This is a genomic window from Nakamurella alba, from assembly GCF_009707545.1.
GTDB lineage: Bacteria > Actinomycetota > Actinomycetes > Mycobacteriales > Nakamurellaceae > Nakamurella > Nakamurella alba.
In genome coordinates this window covers 19,966-42,648 of the sequence record NZ_WLYK01000004.1, presented here as the reverse complement: position 1 = coordinate 42,648, position 22,683 = coordinate 19,966, and the positions used below count along the sequence as shown (strand labels likewise).

General features: G+C 67.3%; 27 protein-coding genes and 2 pseudogenes. 17 read left to right on the top strand and 12 right to left on the bottom strand.

Features of this window, described 5'->3' with window-relative positions; genetic code table 11:
• Positions 1-433: 433 nt before the first annotated feature.
• The gene (locus GIS00_RS12025) at positions 434-757 is read right to left on the bottom strand and encodes a histone-like nucleoid-structuring protein Lsr2 (RefSeq protein ID WP_154768730.1); all 324 of its coding nucleotides are present in this window, start codon (positions 755-757) and stop codon (positions 434-436) included.
• Between the two features lie 237 nt (positions 758-994).
• Between GIS00_RS12025 and GIS00_RS29300 the strand changes: the two genes are divergently transcribed.
• The gene (locus tag GIS00_RS29300; RefSeq protein ID WP_154768706.1) at positions 995-1,243 is read left to right on the top strand and encodes a helicase associated domain-containing protein; all 249 of its coding nucleotides are present in this window, start codon (positions 995-997) and stop codon (positions 1,241-1,243) included.
• Positions 1,244-2,610: 1,367 nt separating this feature from the next.
• On the opposite strand, the gene GIS00_RS12015 is transcribed toward GIS00_RS29300, so the two are convergent.
• From GIS00_RS12015 to GIS00_RS29295, 3 genes and pseudogenes are all read right to left on the bottom strand, one after another.
• Positions 2,611-2,796: a CsbD family protein gene (locus tag GIS00_RS12015; RefSeq protein ID WP_154768705.1), complete on the bottom strand. Its 186-nt coding sequence runs from the start codon at positions 2,794-2,796 to the stop codon at positions 2,611-2,613.
• Positions 2,797-3,122: 326 nt separating this feature from the next.
• Positions 3,123-3,572 (bottom strand): annotated as a pseudogene (locus tag GIS00_RS12010) (transposase); the annotation flags it as partial.
• A gap of 754 nt (positions 3,573-4,326) precedes the next feature.
• Positions 4,327-4,494, bottom strand: coding sequence for a helix-turn-helix domain-containing protein (locus GIS00_RS29295; RefSeq protein WP_407666859.1), 168 nt, complete (start codon positions 4,492-4,494; stop codon positions 4,327-4,329).
• 540 nt (positions 4,495-5,034) lie between these two features.
• Between GIS00_RS29295 and GIS00_RS29290 the strand changes: the two genes are divergently transcribed.
• The 3 genes and pseudogenes from GIS00_RS29290 (at position 5,035) to GIS00_RS29285 (ending at position 6,361) form a co-directional block, all read left to right on the top strand.
• Positions 5,035-5,154, top strand: a complete 120-nt coding sequence (locus GIS00_RS29290) for a transposase (RefSeq protein WP_407666855.1) — start codon at positions 5,035-5,037, stop codon at positions 5,152-5,154.
• A gap of 36 nt (positions 5,155-5,190) precedes the next feature.
• Positions 5,191-5,628 (top strand): annotated as a pseudogene (locus tag GIS00_RS27550) (IS3 family transposase); the annotation flags it as partial.
• Between the two features lie 37 nt (positions 5,629-5,665).
• A complete protein-coding gene (locus tag GIS00_RS29285; protein WP_407666854.1) occupies positions 5,666-6,361 on the top strand; it encodes an IS3 family transposase in 696 nt (231 codons plus the stop codon).
• 263 nt (positions 6,362-6,624) lie between these two features.
• On the opposite strand, the gene GIS00_RS11985 is transcribed toward GIS00_RS29285, so the two are convergent.
• Complete coding sequence (locus tag GIS00_RS11985; RefSeq protein WP_154768700.1) at positions 6,625-7,083, bottom strand: MarR family winged helix-turn-helix transcriptional regulator; 459 nt, start codon at positions 7,081-7,083, stop codon at positions 6,625-6,627.
• A 90-nt stretch (positions 7,084-7,173) separates the two neighbouring features.
• On the opposite strand from GIS00_RS11985, the gene GIS00_RS11980 reads away from it, so the two are divergent.
• The 3 genes from GIS00_RS11980 to GIS00_RS11970 all read left to right on the top strand — a co-directional run bounded on the left by GIS00_RS11980 (position 7,174) and on the right by GIS00_RS11970 (position 9,191).
• Positions 7,174-8,025: an alpha/beta fold hydrolase gene (locus GIS00_RS11980; RefSeq protein ID WP_154768699.1), complete on the top strand. Its 852-nt coding sequence runs from the start codon at positions 7,174-7,176 to the stop codon at positions 8,023-8,025.
• A 239-nt stretch (positions 8,026-8,264) separates the two neighbouring features.
• On the top strand, positions 8,265-8,636 hold the full coding sequence (locus GIS00_RS11975) for a cupin domain-containing protein (RefSeq protein WP_154768698.1): 372 nt from the start codon (positions 8,265-8,267) through the stop codon (positions 8,634-8,636).
• Positions 8,637-8,768: 132 nt separating this feature from the next.
• Positions 8,769-9,191, top strand: a complete 423-nt coding sequence (locus tag GIS00_RS11970) for a MarR family winged helix-turn-helix transcriptional regulator (protein ID WP_154768729.1) — start codon at positions 8,769-8,771, stop codon at positions 9,189-9,191.
• A gap of 58 nt (positions 9,192-9,249) precedes the next feature.
• Here GIS00_RS11970 and GIS00_RS11965 read toward each other — a convergent pair whose 3' ends face one another.
• Positions 9,250-9,672 carry a biotin transporter BioY gene (locus tag GIS00_RS11965; protein ID WP_255455007.1) on the bottom strand — a complete coding sequence of 141 codons (423 nt, stop codon included), beginning with the start codon at positions 9,670-9,672 and terminating at the stop codon, positions 9,250-9,252.
• 111 nt (positions 9,673-9,783) lie between these two features.
• Positions 9,784-11,280, bottom strand: a complete 1,497-nt coding sequence (locus tag GIS00_RS11960; protein WP_154768696.1) for an MFS transporter — start codon at positions 11,278-11,280, stop codon at positions 9,784-9,786.
• 103 nt (positions 11,281-11,383) lie between these two features.
• On the opposite strand from GIS00_RS11960, the gene GIS00_RS11955 reads away from it, so the two are divergent.
• Complete coding sequence (locus GIS00_RS11955; protein ID WP_154768695.1) at positions 11,384-12,100, top strand: TetR/AcrR family transcriptional regulator; 717 nt, start codon at positions 11,384-11,386, stop codon at positions 12,098-12,100.
• Positions 12,101-12,612: 512 nt separating this feature from the next.
• Here GIS00_RS11955 and GIS00_RS29280 read toward each other — a convergent pair.
• Together GIS00_RS29280 and GIS00_RS11945 are read right to left on the bottom strand one after the other, a co-directional pair.
• The gene (locus tag GIS00_RS29280) at positions 12,613-12,831 is read right to left on the bottom strand and encodes a helicase associated domain-containing protein (RefSeq protein WP_407666858.1); all 219 of its coding nucleotides are present in this window, start codon (positions 12,829-12,831) and stop codon (positions 12,613-12,615) included.
• 257 nt (positions 12,832-13,088) lie between these two features.
• Complete coding sequence (locus GIS00_RS11945) at positions 13,089-13,274, bottom strand: hypothetical protein (RefSeq protein ID WP_154768693.1); 186 nt, start codon at positions 13,272-13,274, stop codon at positions 13,089-13,091.
• 145 nt (positions 13,275-13,419) lie between these two features.
• Here GIS00_RS11945 and GIS00_RS11940 point away from each other — a divergent pair, with 145 nt between their 5' ends.
• The 5 genes from GIS00_RS11940 to GIS00_RS11920 all read left to right on the top strand — a co-directional run bounded on the left by GIS00_RS11940 (position 13,420) and on the right by GIS00_RS11920 (position 16,464).
• Entirely contained in the window at positions 13,420-13,605 is a 186-nt protein-coding gene (locus GIS00_RS11940) for a CsbD family protein (protein WP_154768692.1), read from the top strand.
• Between the two features lie 308 nt (positions 13,606-13,913).
• Complete coding sequence (locus GIS00_RS11935) at positions 13,914-14,138, top strand: hypothetical protein (RefSeq protein WP_154768691.1); 225 nt, start codon at positions 13,914-13,916, stop codon at positions 14,136-14,138.
• A 68-nt stretch (positions 14,139-14,206) separates the two neighbouring features.
• Complete coding sequence (locus tag GIS00_RS11930) at positions 14,207-15,148, top strand: manganese catalase family protein (protein WP_154768690.1); 942 nt, start codon at positions 14,207-14,209, stop codon at positions 15,146-15,148.
• 34 nt (positions 15,149-15,182) lie between these two features.
• Entirely contained in the window at positions 15,183-15,377 is a 195-nt protein-coding gene (locus GIS00_RS11925; RefSeq protein WP_154768689.1) for a hypothetical protein, read from the top strand.
• A gap of 175 nt (positions 15,378-15,552) precedes the next feature.
• On the top strand, positions 15,553-16,464 hold the full coding sequence (locus GIS00_RS11920) for an NAD(P)-dependent oxidoreductase (protein ID WP_196073243.1): 912 nt from the start codon (positions 15,553-15,555) through the stop codon (positions 16,462-16,464).
• 77 nt (positions 16,465-16,541) lie between these two features.
• Here GIS00_RS11920 and GIS00_RS11915 read toward each other — a convergent pair whose 3' ends face one another.
• The 3 genes from GIS00_RS11915 to GIS00_RS11905 form a co-directional block, all read right to left on the bottom strand.
• Positions 16,542-16,745 carry a hypothetical protein gene (locus GIS00_RS11915; protein WP_154768687.1) on the bottom strand — a complete coding sequence of 68 codons (204 nt, stop codon included), beginning with the start codon at positions 16,743-16,745 and terminating at the stop codon, positions 16,542-16,544.
• A 235-nt stretch (positions 16,746-16,980) separates the two neighbouring features.
• Positions 16,981-17,475, bottom strand: a complete 495-nt coding sequence (locus tag GIS00_RS11910) for a pyridoxamine 5'-phosphate oxidase family protein (protein ID WP_154768686.1) — start codon at positions 17,473-17,475, stop codon at positions 16,981-16,983.
• A gap of 148 nt (positions 17,476-17,623) precedes the next feature.
• Entirely contained in the window at positions 17,624-17,983 is a 360-nt protein-coding gene (locus GIS00_RS11905; protein WP_154768685.1) for an SH3 domain-containing protein, read from the bottom strand.
• Between the two features lie 894 nt (positions 17,984-18,877).
• On the opposite strand from GIS00_RS11905, the gene GIS00_RS11900 reads away from it, so the two are divergent.
• The 4 genes from GIS00_RS11900 to GIS00_RS11885 all read left to right on the top strand — a co-directional run bounded on the left by GIS00_RS11900 (position 18,878) and on the right by GIS00_RS11885 (position 22,650).
• Complete coding sequence (locus GIS00_RS11900; protein ID WP_196073242.1) at positions 18,878-19,735, top strand: sigma-70 family RNA polymerase sigma factor; 858 nt, start codon at positions 18,878-18,880, stop codon at positions 19,733-19,735.
• 242 nt (positions 19,736-19,977) lie between these two features.
• Positions 19,978-20,565, top strand: coding sequence for a chemotaxis protein CheB (locus tag GIS00_RS11895; RefSeq protein WP_154768683.1), 588 nt, complete (start codon positions 19,978-19,980; stop codon positions 20,563-20,565).
• Positions 20,566-20,723: 158 nt separating this feature from the next.
• Positions 20,724-21,617, top strand: a complete 894-nt coding sequence (locus GIS00_RS28395; RefSeq protein WP_154768682.1) for an ANTAR domain-containing protein — start codon at positions 20,724-20,726, stop codon at positions 21,615-21,617.
• A complete protein-coding gene (locus GIS00_RS11885) occupies positions 21,607-22,650 on the top strand; it encodes a chemotaxis protein CheB (RefSeq protein WP_196073241.1) in 1,044 nt (347 codons plus the stop codon). The genes GIS00_RS28395 and GIS00_RS11885 overlap by 11 nt, the downstream gene beginning before the upstream one ends.
• Positions 22,651-22,683 lie beyond the last annotated feature (33 nt).

The window sequence follows — 22,683 nt, the reverse complement described above, 5'->3', positions numbered from 1 at the left end:
GAGGGCCTTGCAGCGAGAACGTCGACGGGATGGGCGAGCCGAGATGGACAGGCGACGACACCAAGCATCGCTTGTGGCCGGGTGGTTCTTCATAGATGGGAAACCCTCACAGTGGTACGTTTGCGCCTCCAATAGGTCGGAAAGCCTGTCTACAACCTTCGAGTGGAGTACCAAGGGTCAGAGCCAGACATTTCGCCAATGCACTACACCTGGTCTGTCATCGCACTTTTAGGACTCCAATCGTTCCCTCTGAACTCGGGAGATGAGTCAGACTTGTTCTTTAGGTACCTCAACAGTGTGGTGCTCGACCTTGCCAGCGAGAGAGCTGGAGTAGCGGCCCGGATTAGCTTTCGGGATTCAACAGGAGTGAGCTGGCTGAGAACCGAGGATGGCAATCTGGTCGAGGTTGGCGCCTAGCGATCGGCGTCCGTTCTCAGCCTTGAGCAGCGTCGTAGGCCTCGAGCACGGCCTCCGGGAGTCGGCCGCGGTCGCTGATTTCCATCTCGTTTGCCGCCGCCCAGGTGCGCACCTTGGAGAGGTGTGCGCGGTGCGCTGCCCGCTCGGCTGCTCCGGGCTTGTCGGCCGGGCGGCGAGACTTCACGGTCCGCGGCTGACGCCGGCCAGCCTCGATGAAGGCGGCGAGAGCCTTTCGTAGGGCGGCGGCGTTGCGCTTGGACAGGTCGATCTCGTAGTCCGCCCCGTCGAGCGCGAAGGCGACGGTCTCGGCGGCCTTGCTGCCGTCAAGGTCGTCGGTCATGGTCACGGAGGTGATGGAAGCCACGCAGGAACCCTAGGGCACGGAGACACCTCGGCATTGCAAGGTCAAGGATCGGCGCGCGACCCGTTTCGTAACGCAGTCTGCAGGGCAGGGATCCGGTGCGGCCCCGCTTGCCACCCGGGGATGAGCGGATGGACGTAGGTCCCGCCGGTTCAGACACGCAGCCGGCGGGGCCGCTCCCAATCGGCAACGACGACCGATCGGATATCCGACATCGTGACCGTGACAAGGGGTTTCCAGCGTGACGATGCGGCCTGGGACGCTCGCTTGGAGGGTCTTGTCGCGTTCGTAGGGACGTTTGGTCGGATGCCAAGGCACGGCCCGTCCATCGATCCGGCCGAGAATTCTCTGTCCCAGTGGTTGGGGTATCAGCGGCGCGAGCACTCCTGCGGGGCGTTGTCGCCCGACCGCATTCAGCGACTCGATCTCGCGATGCCGGCATGGAGGGGTAGGCGGAAGATCTGAACCCGGGCCGCACGGAGGGGGTCACCGCGGGGAGCGTGCGTAGGGCATAGCCATGACGGCCGGGTCTCCTGTCGGGTTGAAGCGACGATGCTCCTCACCCTGACGTTCCCGCCTTGTCGCTCGCTTGTTACGGCCTTGACCCACCGGGTCCCCGTGCCCGGCCTGCACAGTTACCAGAGCGCGGACTGCAGCGCCCGTTGGGCCAAGCTCTCCGCTTGAGTGGTCTCCGCGCCCGGGGGAGGAACCGCATTGCCGCTCGAGTACCGGGGCACACGAACACGATTCCGGGGAGACCGGTGATACCCCGCATCAAGGTGTGCCCGCAAGCACCGCACTCCCCGTTGATATGACCCGAGCCCTCGAGGAATAGGGCCCCCTTGAGCAGGGTGCGGAACTCGCACGACAGACCGTCGTCCGCATCGGGGATGGACACCACATGCAGAGCGAAGTGACGGGTCCTCATCGGAGAGCCCTCCTACTCGACTCAGTGCGGAGCCAACGCCTCTGCCGGTCATGTAGACGGAGTTGACGTTGCGACACGCACTCCAACGGGCGATTTTGACCTACGGTAGGCCACTGTTCTGTCCACTGAGAGTGACGAGGGGACTACACATTGCGGTGGAAGGAGGTGGAAAGGTTGAGCTCGCGACTCCGGATGCGTGACCTGAGACCCGGGGGGACACCTTGGAGCATGTGCCCGCATATGACCCCGACAGGTGGCAGACCTGCGGTCGTTGCGGCCTGCCGAAGAATCGTGAATGGGTCCAGCTCGCGCACCGCATCCCGCCATCGAACCTGACTGCCGGCAACCCCGGCCCGATCTACATATGCGCGAAAGTACACCTGGACGGCTGACAGCTTCGGATGGTCGGCCGGTTGCCGAAAGCCCCTGCTCAAGGGGGACCGTCGGTGCCCGAGAATAGAATGTCAACCGTCGGACTGACCGCTTCTCCCCGGGTGCAGTCAGCCCGACATCAACATCTGAGCTCCGCCCGTGAAGCCTGCCCGGGCGGGGCTCACCCCCATGTGTAGAGCACGATTGGCTTCCCTTGCCTCCGGTCCCGTAGGGTCCGCTCCCGGCTGGCCACGACTGTCCCTCGCTGGTTGGCTGACCCACGAGGGGTGCGGCCACGTCCGGCCCGACTGCCGGGCGTGGCCCCCCTCACATTTGGGTCGCGTGTTAGCAGAGAATCCAGGGGCACACTGCTCGTGCGGCTCCCCGATGTCACCCCCCTGACAGGGTTGAGCCGAAGGCGCCGCCGGCTCACCCCCCCGGCCGGCGGCGCCGCCTTGATCGAATTACCCTGCCCGACACGAAAGCCCCGTCCGCCAGATTGGTGAACGGGGCTTCGCGAGACTCGACGAATTCAGCGGCCGAGAGCATCCTTGGCTGCGTCCTCGACCTTGTCGCCGGCCTGCTTGACGTTGGCCGAGGCTTGGTCGGCCTGACCCTCGGCCTGCAGGTCCTCGTTGTTCGTCGCCCGGCCGGCGGTCTCCTTGACCTTGCCGCCGACCTCCTCGGCCGCGTGCTTGATCTTGTCGCCCATGCTCATGGTCGATGCTCCTTCGGATCGAACCCCCGTCTACGGACGTAGAAGCGGTGCCCATCCTCAAGCTGCCGCAAACGAGTTTCGGGTCCCCGCCCCCATGGGCACCGATCGATGCAGCGGAGTTGCTGCACCCGGGGTGTGCGGCTCCGTCAGGTCCCGCCGGTTGACCGGCTACAGCCGGCGGGGCCGAACGGTATTACTCACCGCTTCCCCCTCCGGAAACGCTGACAGCTAGCGAAAGCTCGACAGAGTATGCGCAGCCCGTCTCCGGAGATCAGAGCAGCGATGTTACACGGGGGAGTGGCAGGCGAAAACCCACGAAAGGTACCCGCCCACACCTGCCCGTCCAGAGGCTGGGCCATGTCGCCGACCTGGGACTTCGACAGTCCGGTGATCCCAAGCGACTGGACCAGCTTGTCCATCCGCCTCGTCGAGACCCCAAGGAGGTAGCAGGTCGCCACCACGCTGGTCAGCGCCGTCTCCGCGCGATTGCGGCGCTCGAGCAGCAAGTCCGGGAAGAAGCTGCCCTGCCGCATCTTGGGCACCGCAACGTCCAACGTGCCGGTCCGGGTGTCGAAGTCCCGGTGCCGGTGGCCATTGCATTGGTTGACCCGCTCCGGGCTCCGGGCGCCGTACTCGGCGCCGCACACCGCGTCGGCCTGCGCCGAGAGCAACGTGTTGATGAACTGCTGCAACAACTCCCGCAACAGGTCCGGGGAGGACTGCACCAGCAGTTCCTCCACCACCCGGGCAGGGTCGATGCTGGAAGGGACGGTCATCGGTGTGACTCCGTTCGAGAGTGCTGTGAGAGGTTCACTCGAAGGATCCGCCGGTGACCGTCGCCTACATCCGCAACGACGCGCTCACCGGGCCGTACACCACTCTGCCGGACTCAACCCCCTCAACCTTCGCGTGGTTACGTGGCTTGTCGGGGATGAGCCCGCCTGGAACCACTCTCGGAGGTCGAGCCAAAACGACGTGCGAGTGCGCTCACTCCGCCATAGTGTCAAGCACACCCTTGAACCGAATTCTAGCCATCCGAGCAACGCTGCCACGTTGCGCTTAGTCTTGAGCACCTCCACTGGCGCCCCAGGTGGGTAGATTGTTGTCGTGCTGGGAATCGAACCCGGGCCCCACATTTGCAATAAGATGCGCATCGATTAGATCTCTCTGCCGACCGTCGATCGCCGGAAGCCTTTGAACAACTGCGCCCGGTGCAGCACTAGCTCACCCCGTCGTGCCCGCTCAACGCTTCAGCCCCTGCAGTTCATCCCCGGAGCCTAAGACGAACCCTGCCAGACGGTGAATCGCCGAAAATAACGAGAGGCCACGACCTCGCCGCTGGGAACGGACGATTGGCGCAATACAGTTCACAGACTGGAAGCGGTTGAGGGTTTGAGCGCCGCCCACCCCGAATGCCGGCTCGATAAAATTGTCGCATTACTGTCCCGTTAGCTAGAAAGTACGGCACCGCAGAGCCTCGAGATCATGCGCCCGAAAGTCAACTCCCGCGCCGAGTCGTGCGAAAAGAGCTCATTCACTTGGACGGCCCTGCTGTTTCCACTCGTCGTATAGATCGCGTTGAATGCAGAGCAGTCCGCGACCAGGTCCTACCGACCTCGCTCCCGGGATGCGACCGGTTGAGCACCAGCGGTAGGCGGTCTGCCTACTGACGCCGAGATCGTCGGCCATCTCCGGCACGGTGATGAATGCGGGTCCGGGGTGGAAGCGGTCCGATGCGGCGCGTCGGCGATAGTCCGCCTGCCGGCACGCGTTGGAGCAGTAGCGGCGTTGCCGAGGACCTTCAAGGGTGCGGTCACAGCGGCGGCAAATTAGGTCGGATGTCTCCACAAAGTGTAACGATAGCAGTCTTATTGAGTTGTTTGCGCCGGGTCCCCAGATCGATAGAGTGACGTTCCACCACCGCGCCCCTGCTCGCCAGAACCCCACCCGCTCAGCGCCGCCGAGTTTCGATGCAGCCCGCCACTAAGGCGGCACCGAACAGCACGGTCCGACAACGTCCAGCCACACATCCGGAGGAGTCATCATGAACCAACCGGAGACCCGCACCACCGCGACACGCGCGGGGGCCTGCCTGGCCACCGTGGCCAACTTGATGGGCGCCGCGCCTGCGCCCCGCGAACGCGGCCAGTGACGTCGCCGTACTCCTGCCGTTCTGGGGCTGACCCCGTTCGGTTGACATCCTGATGGTCCGGGCCTGGTCCGGGCAGGGAGGATGTTGTGGTGGGGGCGAAACGGGAGAGCTACACGCCGGCGTGCCGGTCGCAGGCGGCAAGGTTGGTGATCGATACCGGCCGGACGATCGCGGAGGTCGCCCGGGAGCTGAGCGTGGGTGAGTAGCTGCTGGGCTGGTGGGTGGCGGTGGAGCGGGCGCGGATGGATGATCCGCCGCCGGCTGTGGATGTGGACGAGCGGGCGGAGCTGGGGCGGCTGCGCCGTGAGGTCGCGGAATTGCGTCTTGATCGGGAATTTCTGAAAAAATGCGGCGGTTTTCTTCGCTGCCGAGAACTCGAACCCGCCGAGGCGTTCGAATTGATGGATGCGGAGAAGGCCAGGTTCTCGTTGTCGCGGATGGCCGCGTTGTTGGGGGTGTCGCGGCAGGGCTATTACAAGTGGGTGGCGCGGAAGACGACCGAGTTGGGGGTGCGGGCGCGGCGGCGGGCGGAGTTGCTGGCGCAGGTCGTGGTATCCCACCGGGCCCCTGATGAGGTGTCGGGGGCGCCTTGGATCCTGGCGGACCTGCGGGACGCGGGTGTGCAGGTGTCGCGGAAGACGGTGTCGAAGCTGATGCAGGAGAACGGGATCCGAGGGATCAGTCCACGCCCGTGGCAGCCGGTCACCACCGCGCAGGGTGCATGTGCACGCGATCCCGGATCTGGCCGAACGGCGGTTCGACCAGGGCGGGTTGAACATGGTGGGGACCTCGGACATCACCTATCTGGACACCGACGAGGGCTGGTTGTATTTGTGCGTGGTGCGGGACGGGCATTCCCGCCGGGTCATCGGCTACGCGTTTTCTGATTCGTTGCACACTGATATGGTGGAAACCGCTTTGCGCCGTACGGTCACTTTCCGGGACCCTGATTGTTCCGGGGTGATCTTCCACGCCGACCGGGGCTGCCAGTACACCTCGGCGCAGCTGGCTGTCGTGGCCGGCGGGCTCGGGGTGCGGCAATCGGTCGGGCGGACCGGGGTGTGCTGGGACAACGCCCAGCGGGAGTCGTTCTGGTCCACCCTGAATACCGAGTTCTACCGGCGGCACCGGTTTACCACCCGGGCGGCAGCGACCCGGGCAGTGACCCACTGGATCGAGGACGTCTACAACCGTCGACGTCGACACAGCGCCGCCGACTCCTCCATGCCTGCATCGCGAGGTCGAGTCGGTGGCATGGTGGCGCCCTGCTTGACACCCGGGGCAGGGAGGCTGCAGGAGACTGATGCTCGAGCCCGTCGGATTGCTGGAGAGTCTCCAGAGAGCGATCCGGCGATTTCTGTGGGTTTAATGTGGCGAACGAGAGCCAACCGTCGCAAAGGTGCAGGTCAATGATGGTCGCGCTCATATTCCGCGGATTAAAAGTCCGCTGCTCTGCCAGTTGAGCTAGAGGCCCTGGAGCAGGTCTCTGACCTGCGGTGATACCGACGTCAGTCGGTCTCGGGTTGGCTCCGACGAGTCCCGGCGGTACCGCAATCATGTGGGAAAAGTGTGGCCGTGCCGACGAACACCACGAGCGCACCACCTTCCTGTCGAACTGCGAACAGCTCAGAACCTACCGGACCGCATCGATGGTGAGGATCCTGCAACCGGTGATGTCACTGGATGAGCGGAGTGCCGGCGGTCGCTGCCCTGAGGGCAGTGACCACGTTGTGGACGTCCCGGAGTTGTTCTGCCGAGTACTTCCGTAGGACGTTGTCGAGTGCCCGTGCCACGGGTGCGAAGAACGCCTCGGCGTCCTGGTGGATCGCCGGGGTCGAGCGGAGTCCGACGACCCGTCGGTCGGCGTGGTCGTGGGTCCGGGTGATGTGTCCGGCGGCCTCCAGGCGCTTGAGCAGGCTGGAGGTCGCCGCGGGGGTGAGTCCGATCCGCTCGGCCAGGCGGGCCGGCGTGAGGACCTGACCGCGGCCCTCCGCCGCCAGGATCTCGACGATCGCGGCGGCGTCCGAGGGGTGCATGCGGTGGCTCCGGGCGAACTCCCGCCCGAGTTCCGCGTCGGTCGCTGCGAACCTCCGGAGTCCGTCGAGGACGGCGTCGCGCAGTTGTTGCTGACTCATGCCCGCACTCACCGGTGCAGTATGCCGGTAAGGTAGTTCCAGTGTCGAACTATCAATCGCTGGAAGTAACCGAGAGCTGTGGACCCTGACGTGCCCGAGGCGGAGTTCGTCGAGTCCGGAGACGGGACGAGGATCGGCTATCTGAAGGAGGGAACCGGTCCTGGCCTCGTGCTCGTGCAGGGGGCGATGGGAGACGTGAGGTCGTATCGCGACTTCGCGGCGGCGCTGTCGACCAGGTTCACGGTGATCACGGCCGAGCGACGCGGCCGTGGGCTCAGCCCGCGCACGTTCGACGGCCGGCACACGATCGACCGTGACGTGGAGGACGTGGCCGCCGTCATGCGGGCGACCGGTGCGGCGTACCTGTTCGGGCTCAGTTCGGGTGCGGTCATCACTCTCGAAGCGGCACGCACCCTCGACCTGGTGCGTCGGGCGGTGGTGTACGAGCCGCCGTTCTACCCGGAAGGGATCTCCCGCGAGGGCATCGCGGCGCTCAACTCGGAGATCGAGAACGGCAGCCTGTCATCGGCACTCGTCGGATCGCTGTTGACGGCACGGACTGCCCCGGCGGTGATCCGCCGTGCTCCACGAGCCCTTGCCAGGCTGCTGGCCAGGTTCGTCCTCGAGGTCGACGCACGCCGTCCGGGAGACCGCGCACTCCTGCGCAACCTCCTGCCCGGCGTCCGGTACGACTTCGCGGTGGTGGCCGGCGTCGACGGGCAGATGGAGAGTTTCGCAACGATCGACAAGCCGGTCCTGGTGCTGTCAGGCTCGAGAAGCCCTGCCTTCCTGCAACAGTCGGCACGACAGCTGGTCGAGATTCTAGCCGACGCCCGCCTTGTCCGGCTCAAAGGCCTTGGTCACGACGGGCCTTGGAACAGTGGCGACCCACTCGCGGTGGCGAACGCGGTCGGCAACTTCCTCGTGCCCAGCGTGCCGTAGGTCCCGCAACGGCGAGACCCCCGTAGTCACGACCCGACGCACTTGTCCTCACCCCGACGGACGTCGTGCTCAGCGAATCCGACTGAACGAAACAAGGTCAGGTGGCATGCAGATTCAGACCCCATCTGGATCGGACGGGTGGATGCCGCGAATCCGGTGAGTGAGTCAACCTACTTGACTCACTCACCGGATGGTGGTTCCCTGTCGTCACCGAACCGCTCACCGATGAGGAGACCGAGATGAAACTGGTGCTGCCGTCCCCGGACCGCACGACAACCACCCCGAGTGCGGTGATGACCTCACTCGTCACCCCGGCCGTCGCCGAGGTAGAGGTGAGCACCTGGCGGGTCGACATGCCGGCCGGTGCATCGTCTCCCGTGCACGTGATCGACCGGGCCCAGGTGTACCTACCGGTGTCCGGATCGTTCACCTTCGCGGTCGGCGAGAACCGTCAGGAGGTCGGTGCGGGCGAGGCGCTGGTGGTGGAGGCCGGGGAGGAGCGACAGTTCTCCGCCGGCGAGGCGGGCGGGGCGGCCGTGGTGGTCATGCCGGCCGACGGTGCGGTGCAGCTGCCGGACGGCGGTCGGATGCCGGTACCGTGGGCCCGATGAGGACGCCGGCAATCGGCCTCCGGGCGGCAGGTCGATGGGAAAAGCGCTGTGGGGAACGAGCAGTCGTCATCGAATGATCGGGATACCGTGCGGGCGCGGGTCCATGACTGGGATCTGCTCTTCCTGCTGGGCATGGCGTTTCAGCTCGAGCTGCGCAACTTCGTGAAGGCCCTGGACCACGCCGGATACGGCGAGCTCCGCCCCGTCCACGGTCTGATCTTCCAGGCGATCCACGTCGGTGCCGGCACCGGCAGCGAGATCGCCGCGCGGATCGGCGTCACCAAGCAGGCCGGCACCCTGCTCGTCGACGAGCTCGAACAGCTCGGCTACGTCCGGCGGGAGCCGCATCCGATGGGCGGGCGGCGCAAGCTGGTGGTCATGACACCGCAGGGGCTCGAACATTTCTCGACCGCCGGCCGCGTCCTGAGGGATCTCGAGGGATCGCTCACGGAGAAGCTGACCCCAACGGTCATGGAGCAACTGCGCAATCATCTGGTGGAGCTCGTGGCGCAGTCGTCGGGCGGCAACCTGCCTCCGTTCCGGCCGACCTGGTGAGCTGGCCGACGAGTGGACCGGTCGTACCCGGTCTTCCCGTCGGCGCGTGACCCGTCGGTCAGGAGCGACGTCCCACCAGCCGCCAGGTGGTCGGCAGCAGCACCGCCGCGACGGCGGCCTTCATCGCGTCGCCGACCAGGAAGGGGACGAGGCCGAGGGCGTGGGCCTTGCCGAACCCGATGCCGAGATACACAGCGAGCCAGGGCACGCTGACGGCGTAGATGACGGCGGAACCGAGTGCCTTGGTGCCGACGGTGCGGAGCGGGGTGCGGTCGCCGCCGGACCGGGCGAGCCGGCCGACGACGAGACCGGCCAGGACGAAGCCGAACACGTAGCGGAAGGAGGCGAATGTCAGGCCCGACTTCGCCTCCGCGAACCAGGGCATCCCTGCGACACCGGCGACCAGGTACAGCGACAGGGCCAGGCCGGCCCGCAGCGGGCCGAGGGTTGCACCGATGAGCCGGGCGGCGAAGGTGCCCAGCGATGTAGTCGTTGTCGCGCCGGGTTCTTGGTGCAGGCTTCGGGGTCGTTCATTCGAATCTGCCGCTGGATCTCGCGGGGGAAGTTGGATACGTCGACGTGCCGGTGGATGTCATGCATGCGTGATGTTCTGGACCGGGCCGGGATTGAACAGGGCGGTGGTCAGGACGGCCCCGATGGTGAAGATCCCGGCGCCGACCCAGAAGACGGTGTGGTAGCCGGCCAGTGCGGACAGGGTCTGCAGCTGGTCGTGGGCGAGATCGGCGTGGTTGGTGGTGTACCGGTCTGACGCGGCGATGTTGATGGAGGTGAAGGCGGCGAGCCCTATGGAGCCGCCGACCTGCTGCACGGTGTTGACCATGGCGGATGCGACGCCGGAGTCCGAGGTGGCCACGCCGCTGGTGGCGACGTTCTGTGCGCAGCCGAAGATGATGCCGACCCCTGCCCCGGACAGCAGAACGGTGGGCAGAACGTCGGCGAGGTAGGAGCCATCGGCGGGGAGCCCGGTGAGAAGTAGCAGTGACACGGCGCTCAGGACGCAGCCGATCGGTACCAGTGGGCGGGGGCCGACCCGGGGCAGGAGCAGTGATCCGGAGATGCCGGCGCCGACGACGAGCGCTGCCGCGAAGGGCAGGAAGGCAACACCGGACTTCAAGGCCGACCAGCCGAGAGTCTGTTGGAGGTAGAAGGTCAGGTACAGGAAGACGGCGAACGACCCGACTCCGGCGACGCCGATACCCAGGTAGGCGGCGCCACGATCCCGGTGCAGGATGACCGACAGCGGCAGCAGTGGCCGGGCGGTGGAGCGCTCGCGGAGGAAGAACAGGGTCAGGAGCAGCGCTCCGGCGGCGAGGGGCAGCCAGGTGCCGGCGTCATCCCAGCCGTGCGCGGCGGAGTTCCCCAGCCCGAGCACGAGTCCGAACAGGCCGCCGACCACGGCAGCCGCGCCGAGCAGGTCCAGGTTCCGCTGGCGTTCCCCGGACTCGTCGAGCCCGCGGAGCAGCACGAGTGCGCCGACAAGGGCGACCGCCGAGATCACCACGTTGACATACAGACACCAGCGCCACGACAGGGTGTCGGTCAGGACGCCGCCGAGCACCAAGCCGATGGCGCCGCCCATCCCGGACACCGCTCCGAAGACGGAGAACGCGCGGCCACGCTCGGACGGTTGGTCCGCGAAGGTGACCGAGAGCAAGGACAGCGCCGCCGGCGCAAGCATCGCAGCGCACGCCCCCTGGGAGATGCGCGCAGCGAGCAGCACCGTGAAGTTCCCTGCGGCTCCGCCGACGCCGGAGGCGACCGAGAAGCCGACCAGCCCGATCATGAACAGCTTGCGGCGACCGAACCGATCGGCCAATCGCCCACCCAGCAGGAGCAGGCTGCCGTAGGCCAGGGCGTACCCGGTGACCATCCATTCCCGCTGGTCCTCGCCGAAGCCGAGATCATTCTGCGCAGACGGCAGGGCGATGTTGATGATTGTCCCGTCCAGGACGTCCATCAACTGCGCCAGGCTGACGACCGCAAGGATCCACCACCGCCGCTGGTGGGTTGCAGATGGTGGGGTCGTATGACCGCGCGAGGGCAGATGGCGGCCGGCAGGTGTGGTCATCAACGTCTCCGATGATCGGGGCAGCGTAGGTGCACCCACCATGCCCAACTTACACCGAGTGTAAACTACACGGAGTGTAAATCATGCCTGCTAGGGTGCGGGGGTGGACGACGGCGGACCAGCGGCGAACCTGGCGGTGGACGGGAGCCGTCGGGGTCGCACACTGGACCGTCGACGTCGCGAGCTGCGACATCGTCTGTCGGACAAGGCGACTGCCATGTTCCTTGAGCAGGGTTTTGATGCCGTTCGGGTTGCCGACGTAGCGCAGGCATGCGGGGTCTCGACCAAGACGGTGTGGAACCACTTCCCGACCAAGGAGTCGCTGCTGTTCGACCGCGGCGAGGCCCTTGCCGAGGTTCTGAACGACACGGTCGGGACACCCGCCGTCGTGTTGGACGCGGTGATGGACTGCATCCGCGACGAGGTCGGTCGGCTCGACAGCAGCGGACCGGCCGGTCTGGTCAGCAGCGAGAGCGATGCCGTACGCATGGTGCGCGCTTTCGTGCTGCTGGTCGAGTCGAGCCCTGCACTGCAAACAGCCGCGGCGTACCAGGTGGAGCGTCTGACACGACTCGCCGCGGACACGCTCGCGGCAGGCAACGGATCCGACCCGCTCTCACCCACGAACCAGATCCGGGCCGGCGCTCTGATCGGTCTGTGGCGGGTGCACCTGAGCGCACTGCTGCGCTACGCCACATCAGACGCACCCCTGGAGCAACTCCGGCGCGGCGTCCTCCACGACGTGGGCGAGGGCCGGCGCCTCATCGGCCCGCTCTTCGACCCACCTGCAGGAAAAGCTGATGGGACACAACCTGCTTAGGCCCGCCCGACCGTGGAGCTCGATTCGACCCCTCCGTCAAGTCCCCGTTCCGTCTGTCCGGCCGGCCGTCATGAAGTCGACCGGTGCGGCGTACGTGTTCGGGCTGAGTTCGGGTGCGGTCATCACTCTCGAAGCGGCACGCACCCTCGACCTGGGGAACGGGCGGTGGTGTACGAGCCGCCGTTCTACCCGGAAGGGATCTCTCGGCATCGACGGGCAGATGGGTACCTTCGCAACGGTCGACAAGCCGGTCCTGGTGCTGTCAGGCTCGAGAACCCCTGCCTTCCTGCAAGAGTCGGCACGACGGCTGGTCCAGGTTCTGCCTGATGCCCGCCACGCCCAGCACGAAGGTCTTGGCCATGACGGACCGTGGAACAGTGGCAAGCCGCTCGCCGTGGCGAAGGCAGTCAGCAACTTCCTGGGCCAGGCTCACCGTAGGTCCTGCAACGTCGAGCGCCCCGGTCTGACCCATGATGGACCGCGGGAAGCTCCACGCCGATCGTCCCAACGAGTCAGCGGTCCCGGCGCGGCCCGCTCTTCCCGGCCCAGGTCGGGACCAGGGCATCAAGCCTGGCGACCCGGTCGACGGGCATCGAACCGATGAGGTGGTCCCGACGCTGATTGGTCAACCAGACCCCTAGTGGACGCTCCTGGGGATCGGCGTTCCTGCTCGCCGAGGGCAGGCGGCCGGTCCGCTCGACGTGGGCTGCAACGGCTGTCAGTTGCTGCATCCATCTGGTGTCATCCCGCTGAAACCCTCGGCGCGACCGCTGCGGGTCGACGCCGGACTCGCGATCGACATGATCCATTCGATCCTCAACTCTCGCTCCGAAGGTGTTGCAGCGCCGCACCTGTTCTGGGGTTGAAAAACGCGATGTCCGGCGCCGCCGGTCACCTCCTGTACCCCAGCCGTGTGATGCCGAACGACAGGCAGCTCCGAGGTGCCGGCGATCTCATAGCGTCCGTGCCCCGGCGGCCGCCGGGCGGGTCAGTCGGTCGACGGTCCACGTCCCCAGGCGGCGGCAAGTCGACCCGTCGACAACTCGAACGCTTCCCAGGCCGCTGCCCACGCGTCCGGGTCGGGGTCGGACTGGTTCAGGATCTCGAACAGCACACGCTCCGACTCGTGAAAATAGGCGGCTGCAGCGGACTTCTCATCCTGCTCATCTGTCATGTCGTGGCGGTACCCCGTGTCACCGTCCGCCCAACGGTGACGACGGGCGTCGGTGGTGGGTGGCTCGTGCCGGTTTGCCGACGGGCGTTCGTGGGCATTGGTTCTCCGTCCACAGACGGGGGTTCGATCCGAAGGAGTATCGACCATGAGCATGGGCGACAAGGTGAAGCACGCGGCGGAGGAAGCCGGCGGCAAGGTCAAGGAAGCAGCGGGCCGCGCCACGAACAACGACGATCTGCGGGCCGAAGGCCAGGCCGATCAGGCATCGGCGAACGTGAAGCGGGCCGGAGACAAGGTCGAGGACGCCGCGAAGGACGCGATGGGTCGCTGAGCCTCGACCCTGGACGCGGGAGCCCCGCCCACCACACCGGTGGGCGGGGCTCGTTGCTGTCGGTGCGGTCCACTGCAGAAGGGCAGATCGACGCCGACGCACGGCGACATCGATGCCCGGCGACAACGATGCCCCGGCCTTGCCCTCGCGCACATTCCTTCCGAGCGCTGTTCGGTGACGGAGACCGATCCGGGTCAGGCGCGGGGTTGTTTGGGATGTGCCACGGTGGCTACCGGGTTCGTACCTGCTGAAGCCGACCGGCCGGTACGACGCAAACGGCGGTACGCCGGAGGGTCGAGGTCAGACCGATGAACCCCGAGCAGATGAACGCGGAGCTGCGCGCGATCGAACAGCGACACCAACAGCTCTCGGCGAGCGAGCTCGATACCGTGTTGACCCGGCTGAACGAGCTCGCGTCCTCGGTGGAGGATCTTCCGCCCGGCGATGCGCAGTCGACTCTGGCATCCATCACCGAACTGCGGCGCCGATTCACCGACCGGTACAACGTGGCCGTCGCCGACGGCACCGGCTGACCGACTCTGCGTCCCGGACCGTGCGGCTGCCGCGGGACCCGTCACCCTCGAGAAGAAACGAGTACCCGATGTATCTGCACACCGAGCTGTTGATCAACGAGATTGCCGTCGACGAACCGGATCCCGCCGCCGCGAATGCCCTGCAGGAGGGGTTGGGCGGGCAGTTCGGCGAGATGCGGACGATGATGCAGTACCTGTTCCAGAGCATCAACTTCCGCGGCGATGTGAAGTCCAAGCCCTACAAGGATCTGCTGCAGGGGGTCGGCACCGAGGAGATCAGTCACGTCGAGCTGATCGGAACGACGATCTCCCGGCTGCTGGACGGCTCGCCGGCCTACCAGGGCCGCAAGAACGATCCGGTGGACAAGCCCGGCGCCCGGGGTGCGACGCCGCTGTCGATCGCGTTGGACCACAGCAACATCCACCACTACCTCGTGGGTGCGCAGGGGGCGCTGCCGGTGGACGCGGCCGGCAATCCGTGGTCCGGTTCCTATGTGTACAACAGCGGCAACCTGGTGCTGGACCTGCTGTACAACCTGATGCTCGAGTCGACCGGGCGGCTGCAGAAGTGCCGGATCTACGAGATGACCGACAACAAGACCGCCCGCTCGACGATCGCCTATCTCATCGTGCGGGACCAGGCCCACGAGAACGCTTTTGCCAAGGCGCTGGAGAGCCTGGGAGTGGACTGGGGCAAGGTGCTGCCGATCCCGAAGACCAACGCCGAACGCTTTCCGGAGGTCAAGAAGCTCGTCGACCGCGGATTGCAGAGCGTGCAGTACACCTTCAGCGCGGACAACCTGTCCGAGGCCGACAAGCTCTACCGCGGGGCGTCCCCGTCGAACGACGGCACGGAACTCACCACAGATGTGATGCCGCAGGGCTTCCCGATGTCGATCTCACCCGAGCGAAAGGAAGAGTTCTCGCCCGGCTTGGATCCCGAGTTGCTGGCACTGATCCAGGCCACCGCCGAGCAGGAGATCCGCATCGCCGACAGCCCGGGGAACTGACGATGCGGACCGCGACCTCAAGGTTCGAAGAATCATGACCACCAACACCACGCCCATCTGGAAGCGCAAGAACGTCGTCCTGCCGGCACTGTTCGTCCTGCTCGCTGCCGTCATCCTGGTGTTGGCCCTGATTTTCGGGAACGGGTCCGGCACCGAGGGACCGACCTCCACGGTGCCCGACACGTCCACCACCGGGCTGCAGACACCCGATCCCGGCCACGACCGCTGATTCTTCGGGTATCCCTCAGCGCGGGTAGCGGACGCAATTCGCGTCGGTCGCCGTCAGGGGCGGTTCCCACGTCGCGGACCGGCGGGTCGTGACATCGCGGTGCCCGCCGATGGCGGGCCGCCTCCATGAAGCCAGCAGCTCCAGCGACGACGACCGCGGTGCGATGATCCCGGGAATGACGAGTCCACAACCCCCTGGCAGCGGCACCACCGTGGCGGTCTTCGGGCTGGGACGTATGGGCGTCCGCATAGCTTCCCGCCTGGCCGATGCCGGTCTGACGGTGCGTGGGTACGACCCGATCGAGCGGTCCGCGGCCCTCTCGTTCCGCACGACTTCGTCGCCGGGCGATGCCGTGCTCGATGCGGATCTGGTGCTGACCGCACTACCGGGATCGCCGGAACTCCAGGAGTTGGCAGTCGGATCCACGGGTCTGATCGATCTGCTGCCACCCGGGTGTGCCTGGATCGATCTGACCAGCACCTCCCCGGTCCTCGCGCACACGCTGGGTCAGACGGCTGCAACGTCAGGTGTCCCGTTCCTGAAGGCCCCGATGGGCGGCGGACCGTCGGCCGCCGAGAACGGCACGCTGCAGCTGTACGTGGGCGGCGATCCCGATCTGCTGGAACGTTGGCGCCCGGTACTGGCAGCCTTCTCGAACCGTATGGTGCACATCGGCAGCCACCATGCCGCCGGCACGATGAAGTTGCTGGTCAACCAGCTCTGGTTCGGGCAGGCCGCGATGGTTGCCGAGGCGGCGCTCCTCGCCACCACTGCAGGCATTCCTCCCGGCCGATTCCGTGACCTGGTCCTGGACGGGCCTGCCGCATCTACATTTCTGGAGCGCGACTGGCCCGGCGTGCTGGCCGGCGACTACCTGCACTCCTTCGGCCTGGACCGGGTGGTCGAGGAGCTCGACTCGCTGCTGTGGGAGGCCGATCGGCACGATCTACCCCACGTCGTGGGCGATGCCGTCGCCCGGATCCATCGTGAAGCACTGCAGCATCTCGGACCCGATGCCGGAGAACTGGGCGCGGTCGCCTTCGCGGAGGCACAGGCCGGCCGACGCCTGCGAGATCCCGTCACTTGAGGGATGCAGCCTGATCTGATCGGAATTCGGCACCGCAGGACGCGGCGGAACCGGACCATCAGTACCGAGGGATCCGCTCAACCCGGCAGTTCGGTGGCCTCGTTCGAGGCTGCATCGGCCTCTGCGGCATGGTGCTCGGTGTCACCTGTCACGGGATCCGGCGCCTGGTCGTCGCGTCGATCGGCCGCGCTGGGCTCGTCGGCGTTGACTCCGACACCGTGGTTCGATCCTGCGTCTGCGGCCGCAGCTGCCTTCCGACTGCTGATCTCGTCCTCGGTCATCAGCCTGTGCTCCTTCGTTCGACGGCTCGTTGCGAAGGCGTCCGAGCCGGATGTGGCCGGCGTTCCGTTCGCCGTCCGCGCCGGTGGACCGGACGGCCCTTGTCAATCCCGCCTGTGCCCCTCCGGGCAATCCGCCAACCCGACGGTCGTGCCTGCGATGAATCGCGCGAAGGGGCATCACCCACCATCCCTGTCGGCGGCAGGAACGGTGCGGGGCCGTCGGGGCCGAGCGAGGTCAGAGGTCGACGGTGCGGTTGTCCACCGGGAACTCGTCCGGGTCGTTGCGGCGGATCGCCCGGCCCATGCCCAGCAACAGTTTGATCCGGCTGGTGGGCGCGTCCCAGTACTCGGCGGTGTCGCCCTGCACCTTGATCAGGGTCAGCCCGGGGGTGTCCAGTCCGTCGGGGAACCAGGTCTCGAGCGGCTTGGACCACAGCTGCTCGGCCTTGGCCCGGTCGTGGACGATCTCGGCCGTACCGGCGATCGAGGTCCACTCGTTCTTGCTGTCGTTGGCCAGGGCCACGTTGACCCGCGGGTGCGCCGTGATGTCCCTGATCTTGTCGGAGTTCTCGTCGGCGAAGAACCACAGATCACCGTCGAACTCGGCCTCCTGCACGGCCATCGGGCGACTGACGTGGTCGCCGTCCGGGGTCATCGTCGTCAGCATCGCCGAACGCGCCCGCTTGACCAGCTCGACCACCGTGTCGCGGTCGTCCTGCTTCTCGGTCATGTCTTCCTCCATGTGGTGTCGTCGAATCGTGCTGATGTGGTGGGCACCTAGGCGTTCCCACCCGTCGACTGCCACGAAACCCTCCCGGGTACACGTGGATCCACCTCACTGCGTCGGCGAGGCCGACATGACCGTCCGAGTCACGCTGTCACTGTGCGTCTGTGTCCACCACGAGCACCCTGCGCGGCACCCAGCCGGCGCGTCCGTCGTCGTTCGTGCACCAGCACCACCCCGACTCGGCATCATCGATCGTCACCACGACCCGATCACCCGCTGACACCGGCAGTTCACGCGTGTCGTAGTCCTGCAGGACCCGGGCGACAGGGCGTTGATCGTCGAGGAGGCGCTCGGGGACCCAGCCTTTCCCCGTCGCCACGGTCACGAACACGAACGCCGGCCATGTCGTATCGCGGTCTCCCACCTGGACGTGGTCTCCGACCCTCACCGAGATCGGCGCCCAGTCCGGGATCTCGTGATCCGCGGCGACCGCGGCGACGAACGGCTCCATGTCTCCTCCGCAGCCGGCGACCGATCCGGTCGGACCGTCGCCGGGGGCGGTCCGACAGCCGCCGCGTGGTGTTACGACCGTTCCGATTCTGCACGTCAGGGCGGACGAGTGTCATCCTTCGACGAGTGTGACCTCCACCGGAGAGCTGGATGCGGTTGTCGTTCGGTGCGGCTCCGAGCTCCTCCGAGCAGGTGCGCCGGCCGCGTCCAGCCGGGCCGGGGATCACCACAGCCACCCTGCGCACGCCTCCGTTCCGCCGTCGATGATGTTGAACCCAATGGCTTTCCCGGCGAGACAGGTGCAACACCTGGAGCTTTCGATGACGTCAGTCAGGAATGATCACCCGCTCGGGCTACTGGCACTCCGAGAGGCGGAGTGCTAGAAATTGTTCCGCACAGCCGGTGGTCCGCCGTCGGGGCGGGGCCACTCCGGCCGGAAGGGGTGATCGCTGTGCCATGGATCGAGGCGTCCATCAGCTCCGTCTCACCACGCCGCGCAGCCGCGGCGGACCAGTACGTCAAGGCTCCGGCAGCCGGCAGTTCGGACACGTCGTCGTTCGATGCGACCTCTCCGCCGCCCGCACGAGCCGGTACGTCCTTCATCATCGGTCGGTCCCGGGCCTCTGACCTCCGTGCGTGCTCGCCACCGCTGACACGAGCGGCCCACCCGGCCTGACGCGTTCGGTACGCCGTCCCGCCGTCACCGTCGCACACGTCGATGATCCGTCGGCGCCAGAGCCGGCACCGATGACTTCCCACTCCGAAACTTCTTTGCTGCGAGGCAGTTTGACCCCGATCATCCCGGGGACAACGCCTTCAGGTTGAAACGCCAGCCGCAGCCGCTTTTCGGCCAGGAGTTCCCACCATGCCCGTTTCCACCATGCCCGTTCCCAGCATGCCCGTTTCCTCCCTGAAGCCTTCCGTCCGGAACGCCGGCCCGGTCGTGTCCACCGACTCGACCGATGGTCAACACGCCCGGCAGGCGCGGGCCAACCAGCTCGTGACGCAGCTGGCTGACACCGCCGATCCTTCCGAGCGCCGCCGGCTCATCTCAGCAATCGCGCAGGTGCACCGCCCGGTGGTGCGTGCGGTGGCCCGCCGGTTCCGGCACCGCGGCGTCGACCCCGACGATCTGGAACAGCTGGCCTGGCTGGGTCTGCTCAAGGCTGCTGACCGATGGCAGTCGGGGCGGTGTGACGACTTCCTGCAGTACGCCGTCCCCACCATGACCGGGGAGATCCGCCGCTACTTCCGCGACCACTCCGCGACCATCCGTCCACCCAGGCCCCTCCAGGAGCTCCGGATGGAGATGAACGGACTGCAGGGCGGGGACGACCACCGCCACACGCCCGACGAACTGGCCGCTCTGCTGGACGTCCCGGTCGACAAGGTCCGGGAGGCGCAGAAAATCTCGAACATCTGCTACCCGGCGTCCCTGGATGTCCCGCTCGCTCCGGACAGCGACGGCGAGTCGACCTACGCGGCGCTGCTCGGGTGCACCGAGGACGGCTTCATCGGTGTCGAGAACCGTCTCGCTCTCCAGGGTTTCGTCGAGGGCCTCGGCGAACGGGACCGCACCGTGTTGCACCTGCGGTTCGTCATGGAGATGTCGCAGGCGGAGATCGGACGGGCGATCGGCGTGAGCCAGATGCAGGTTTCCCGCATTCTGGCCCGCGTGATCGAGCGTGCACGCGCCCACTTCGAGGACGACCTGCAGCGCACCGTCCCGGGCATCACCATGCTTGCCGCCTGAACCGCTCACGACTTCGTCGATCTGACGCCACCCCGGGTACCCTCAGCGCGACGTGCCCGGTGCCCCGCCCTTGCTCTGCTCGGGCGGGGCATCACCGGTTGCAGCGGGGTGGACCGGGGCACGGTGCGGCGGCGAACCCAGCCTTCCAACGGCACGGGCAGCCGTAGAATTCGGCCCAGGGCTACCGGACCACCCGCACCTCGTCGGGTCGGACAGGTCCGGTCCGGTGCGGAGGCGACGACATGGCGAGGACGCACCGGCCGATCGAGGTCGTGGTCCTGGTGGCCTCGGCCGGCGGCCTGGAGGCTTTCATCGCCATCCTGTCCGAGTTGCCCACCGATCTGCCGTTCGCCGTCGTCGTCCAGCAGCACCTGAGCGAGCCGGGCAGCCAGCTCGTCCCGATCCTGACCCACAAGACCGCCCACTCCGTCGCCTGGGCGCGCGACGGCGATCGACTGGAACCCGGTCGCATCCTGGTCACCCCGGCGCGGCGGCTCCTCGAACTCCGGCCGGACGGCACCTGCACCGTGGGCGACGAACGACTCCCGCTGACCGCACGCCCCCACGACATGCTGCTCGCGTCGGCGGCCGCATCGTACGGGGCACGTGCGCTGGCCGTGGTGCTCTCCGGGATGGGCTCCGACGGTGCCGCCGGGGTACGGGCAATGACCGGTGCCGGGGCCGTGGTGGTCGCGCAGAGCCCGGATTCCGCGGCCGCCCGCTCGATGCCGGAATCGGCGATCGCAGCCGGTGCGGCGCCGGTTCTCGACCTGCGCGCGATCGCTGCGTTCCTCACCGATCCGCGTCCGACGACCGCGGCATCCGGATGATCCGCGGTCGACGTCGCGCGCGAACGGCTGCTTTCTCCACGCGGATGGGCGCGGCTCGGAAGTGGTGGTCTCAGCAGGTCCCGACCGGGTACTGAGCCTGGACAGGCGGTTGTCGTAGAGAACCGACCAACCTCGCCTGTCTACGGAAGGAATGGCAGGTGCCATCCATTGCCGAACGACCGTCCCGACACCCGGACGACATCGAGCTGCAGATCGTCAGACAGGTGAGCGCCGACATGAACGCCGCCGCGGCCCATGTGCTCGAGCGGGTGCGCGCGTCCCGGATGCGGAGCGCCGAGTTGCGGGAGCAGTCGCGCCTGCGCCGGCTCGGTTCGACCGTGACCGCTCCCTACGATCGGACGGCGCTCGTGGCCGGCGAAGGCAGCGGCGGCTCCACCGCGGTCGACGTGGCCCGGAGCGAGATGAGGGCGGCGCTCACCACCACGGACCTGGAGGCCGCCCGGGCGGCCGTCTGCGCGGCGGTGGGCGCGGCCCTGCTCGACTCCGGCTTCGCCGACGAGGTGGTGATCCAGCGACATGCGCCGGGCGGCGACCTGGTGGTCGAGTTCGCCACCTCGCCGATCGGCCGCCGATTGGTCGAGGTCCAGCAGGGTTCCGGCGACGTACCTGCCCTGTCTGCGGAGGACCAGGGCTCTGGCCGGGCGAACGAGCGCCTCACCTCGTGGGCGGAGAGCGAAGGCTTCCGCCGGACGCTGTCGCTGACGCTGGATTCCAGCAAAGGCGCGGTGGGGACGCTGTACGCGTTCGCCCGGGACGCGGTGTGGTCCTGGCAGCAGCTTGCGGAAGTCAGGGCGGTCGCCGCCGAGGCCGCCGTGTCGCTGGCCGTCATCCGGGACAAGGAGAATCTCTGGACGGCCATCGAGGCACGGCACCGGATCGGGATCTCGCAGGGCATGTTGATGACCAGATTCGGCATCTCGGCGGACCAGTCCTATGCCCTGCTCCTTCGCCTGTCCCAGGACCAGCAGCTCAAGATCTCGGTGATCGCCCAGCGGGTGATCGCCGATGGCGGTCTGCGTGATGTCTCCTGACGTCCCCGGGCCGGCCCGGGCCCTGGTGGCCATCGGCGGTTCGGCGGGCTCCGTCGGCGCGCTGATCAAGCTCGTCGAGCGGCTGCCCGCAGAGCTGCCCGCTGCGGTGCTGGTCACCGTGCACGTCGGGGACCAGGGGACGAGCCGGTTGCCGGAGATCCTCCAACGCGCCGGCTCGTTGCCCTGCCGGTACGCCGGACACGGCGACGAGCTGCGGAACGGCGAGATCATCGTCGCGCCGCCGGGTCGTCACCTGCTGGTGGCGGGGTCCGCCACCGTGCTGAGCACCGGTCCCCGGGTCAACCACGTCCGGCCGGCGATCGATCCGATGTTCGGGAGCATCGCGGCGAACTCGCGCCTGCCGGCAGTGGGGGTCATCCTGTCCGGGATGTTGGACGACGGTGCCGTCGGCGCCGCGATGCTGGCACTGGCCGGCGGTGCGATCCTGGTGGAGGACCCGACGACCGCAGGTTTCTCGTCCATGCCGCGAGCCGCCCTGGCCGCCGTGCCGACGGCACGGTCGGCGCCTGCGGACCTGCTGGCGAGCGCGATCGACGAGTTGCTGAAGTCATCCGGGAGCCGTGCTGTCGCGGTGTCGGAGGAGGAGGTCCCCGTGCACATGGGTGAGGCGGACGACCCGGGGTTCCTCGCCCCTGACGAGAGCGGTCTGACCCGGCTGACCTGTCCCGAGTGCCATGGCTCGCTCGCACAGGTGCGATTGCCGTCCATCAACTTCTACCGCTGCCATGTCGGGCACCAGTACAGCCCGCAACACCTGTTGGTGGCCCAGTCGGAGACGGCGGAGGCGCGGCTGTGGAGCGCAGTGGCGGCGCTCGAGGAGCAGGCGGTGCTGGCACGTCATCTCGCACGTCATCTGGCCGAGGACGAGCCCACGGCCACGGCCACCGCGCGAACGGCCGACCAGGCCACCGAACTGGCCGAAGCGCTCCGCGCTCGGTTGGCGTTGGAGGGTGCCGGGGGTGGGGTGCCGGTCGCTTCCGACGAGCTGCCCGGGCCGGGCGGGCCGGGCTGACCGGATCCGGGAAGCGTGCCCCTCCCGGACCGG

What these genes read in the sequence shown, in the direction of transcription:
- GIS00_RS11910 (WP_154768686.1), bottom strand. Translation starts at nt 17,475, where the DNA reads ATGACCGAGAAGCAGGACGACCGCGACACGGTGGTCGAGCTGGTCAAG.
- GIS00_RS12025 (WP_154768730.1), bottom strand. Translation starts at nt 757, where the DNA reads ATGACCGACGACCTTGACGGCAGCAAGGCCGCCGAGACCGTCGCCTTC.
- GIS00_RS11940 (WP_154768692.1), top strand. Translation starts at nt 13,420, where the DNA reads ATGAGCATGGGCGACAAGGTGAAGCACGCGGCGGAGGAAGCCGGCGGC.
- GIS00_RS11935 (WP_154768691.1), top strand. Translation starts at nt 13,914, where the DNA reads ATGAACCCCGAGCAGATGAACGCGGAGCTGCGCGCGATCGAACAGCGA.
- GIS00_RS11925 (WP_154768689.1), top strand. Translation starts at nt 15,183, where the DNA reads ATGACCACCAACACCACGCCCATCTGGAAGCGCAAGAACGTCGTCCTG.
- GIS00_RS11945 (WP_154768693.1), bottom strand. Translation starts at nt 13,274, where the DNA reads ATGACAGATGAGCAGGATGAGAAGTCCGCTGCAGCCGCCTATTTTCAC.
- GIS00_RS11985 (WP_154768700.1), bottom strand. Translation starts at nt 7,083, where the DNA reads ATGAGTCAGCAACAACTGCGCGACGCCGTCCTCGACGGACTCCGGAGG.
- GIS00_RS11930 (WP_154768690.1), top strand. Translation starts at nt 14,207, where the DNA reads ATGTATCTGCACACCGAGCTGTTGATCAACGAGATTGCCGTCGACGAA.
- GIS00_RS11970 (WP_154768729.1), top strand. Translation starts at nt 8,769, where the DNA reads ATGGCGTTTCAGCTCGAGCTGCGCAACTTCGTGAAGGCCCTGGACCAC.
- GIS00_RS11895 (WP_154768683.1), top strand. Translation starts at nt 19,978, where the DNA reads ATGGCGAGGACGCACCGGCCGATCGAGGTCGTGGTCCTGGTGGCCTCG.
- GIS00_RS11960 (WP_154768696.1), bottom strand. Translation starts at nt 11,280, where the DNA reads ATGACCACACCTGCCGGCCGCCATCTGCCCTCGCGCGGTCATACGACC.
- GIS00_RS11905 (WP_154768685.1), bottom strand. Translation starts at nt 17,983, where the DNA reads ATGGAGCCGTTCGTCGCCGCGGTCGCCGCGGATCACGAGATCCCGGAC.
- GIS00_RS29280 (WP_407666858.1), bottom strand. Translation starts at nt 12,831, where the DNA reads ATGCAGCAACTGACAGCCGTTGCAGCCCACGTCGAGCGGACCGGCCGC.
- GIS00_RS11885 (WP_196073241.1), top strand. Translation starts at nt 21,607, where the DNA reads ATGTCTCCTGACGTCCCCGGGCCGGCCCGGGCCCTGGTGGCCATCGGC.
- GIS00_RS11915 (WP_154768687.1), bottom strand. Translation starts at nt 16,745, where the DNA reads ATGACCGAGGACGAGATCAGCAGTCGGAAGGCAGCTGCGGCCGCAGAC.
- GIS00_RS11975 (WP_154768698.1), top strand. Translation starts at nt 8,265, where the DNA reads ATGAAACTGGTGCTGCCGTCCCCGGACCGCACGACAACCACCCCGAGT.
- GIS00_RS11900 (WP_196073242.1), top strand. Translation starts at nt 18,878, where the DNA reads ATGCCCGTTTCCTCCCTGAAGCCTTCCGTCCGGAACGCCGGCCCGGTC.
- GIS00_RS11920 (WP_196073243.1), top strand. Translation starts at nt 15,553, where the DNA reads ATGACGAGTCCACAACCCCCTGGCAGCGGCACCACCGTGGCGGTCTTC.
- GIS00_RS12015 (WP_154768705.1), bottom strand. Translation starts at nt 2,796, where the DNA reads ATGAGCATGGGCGACAAGATCAAGCACGCGGCCGAGGAGGTCGGCGGC.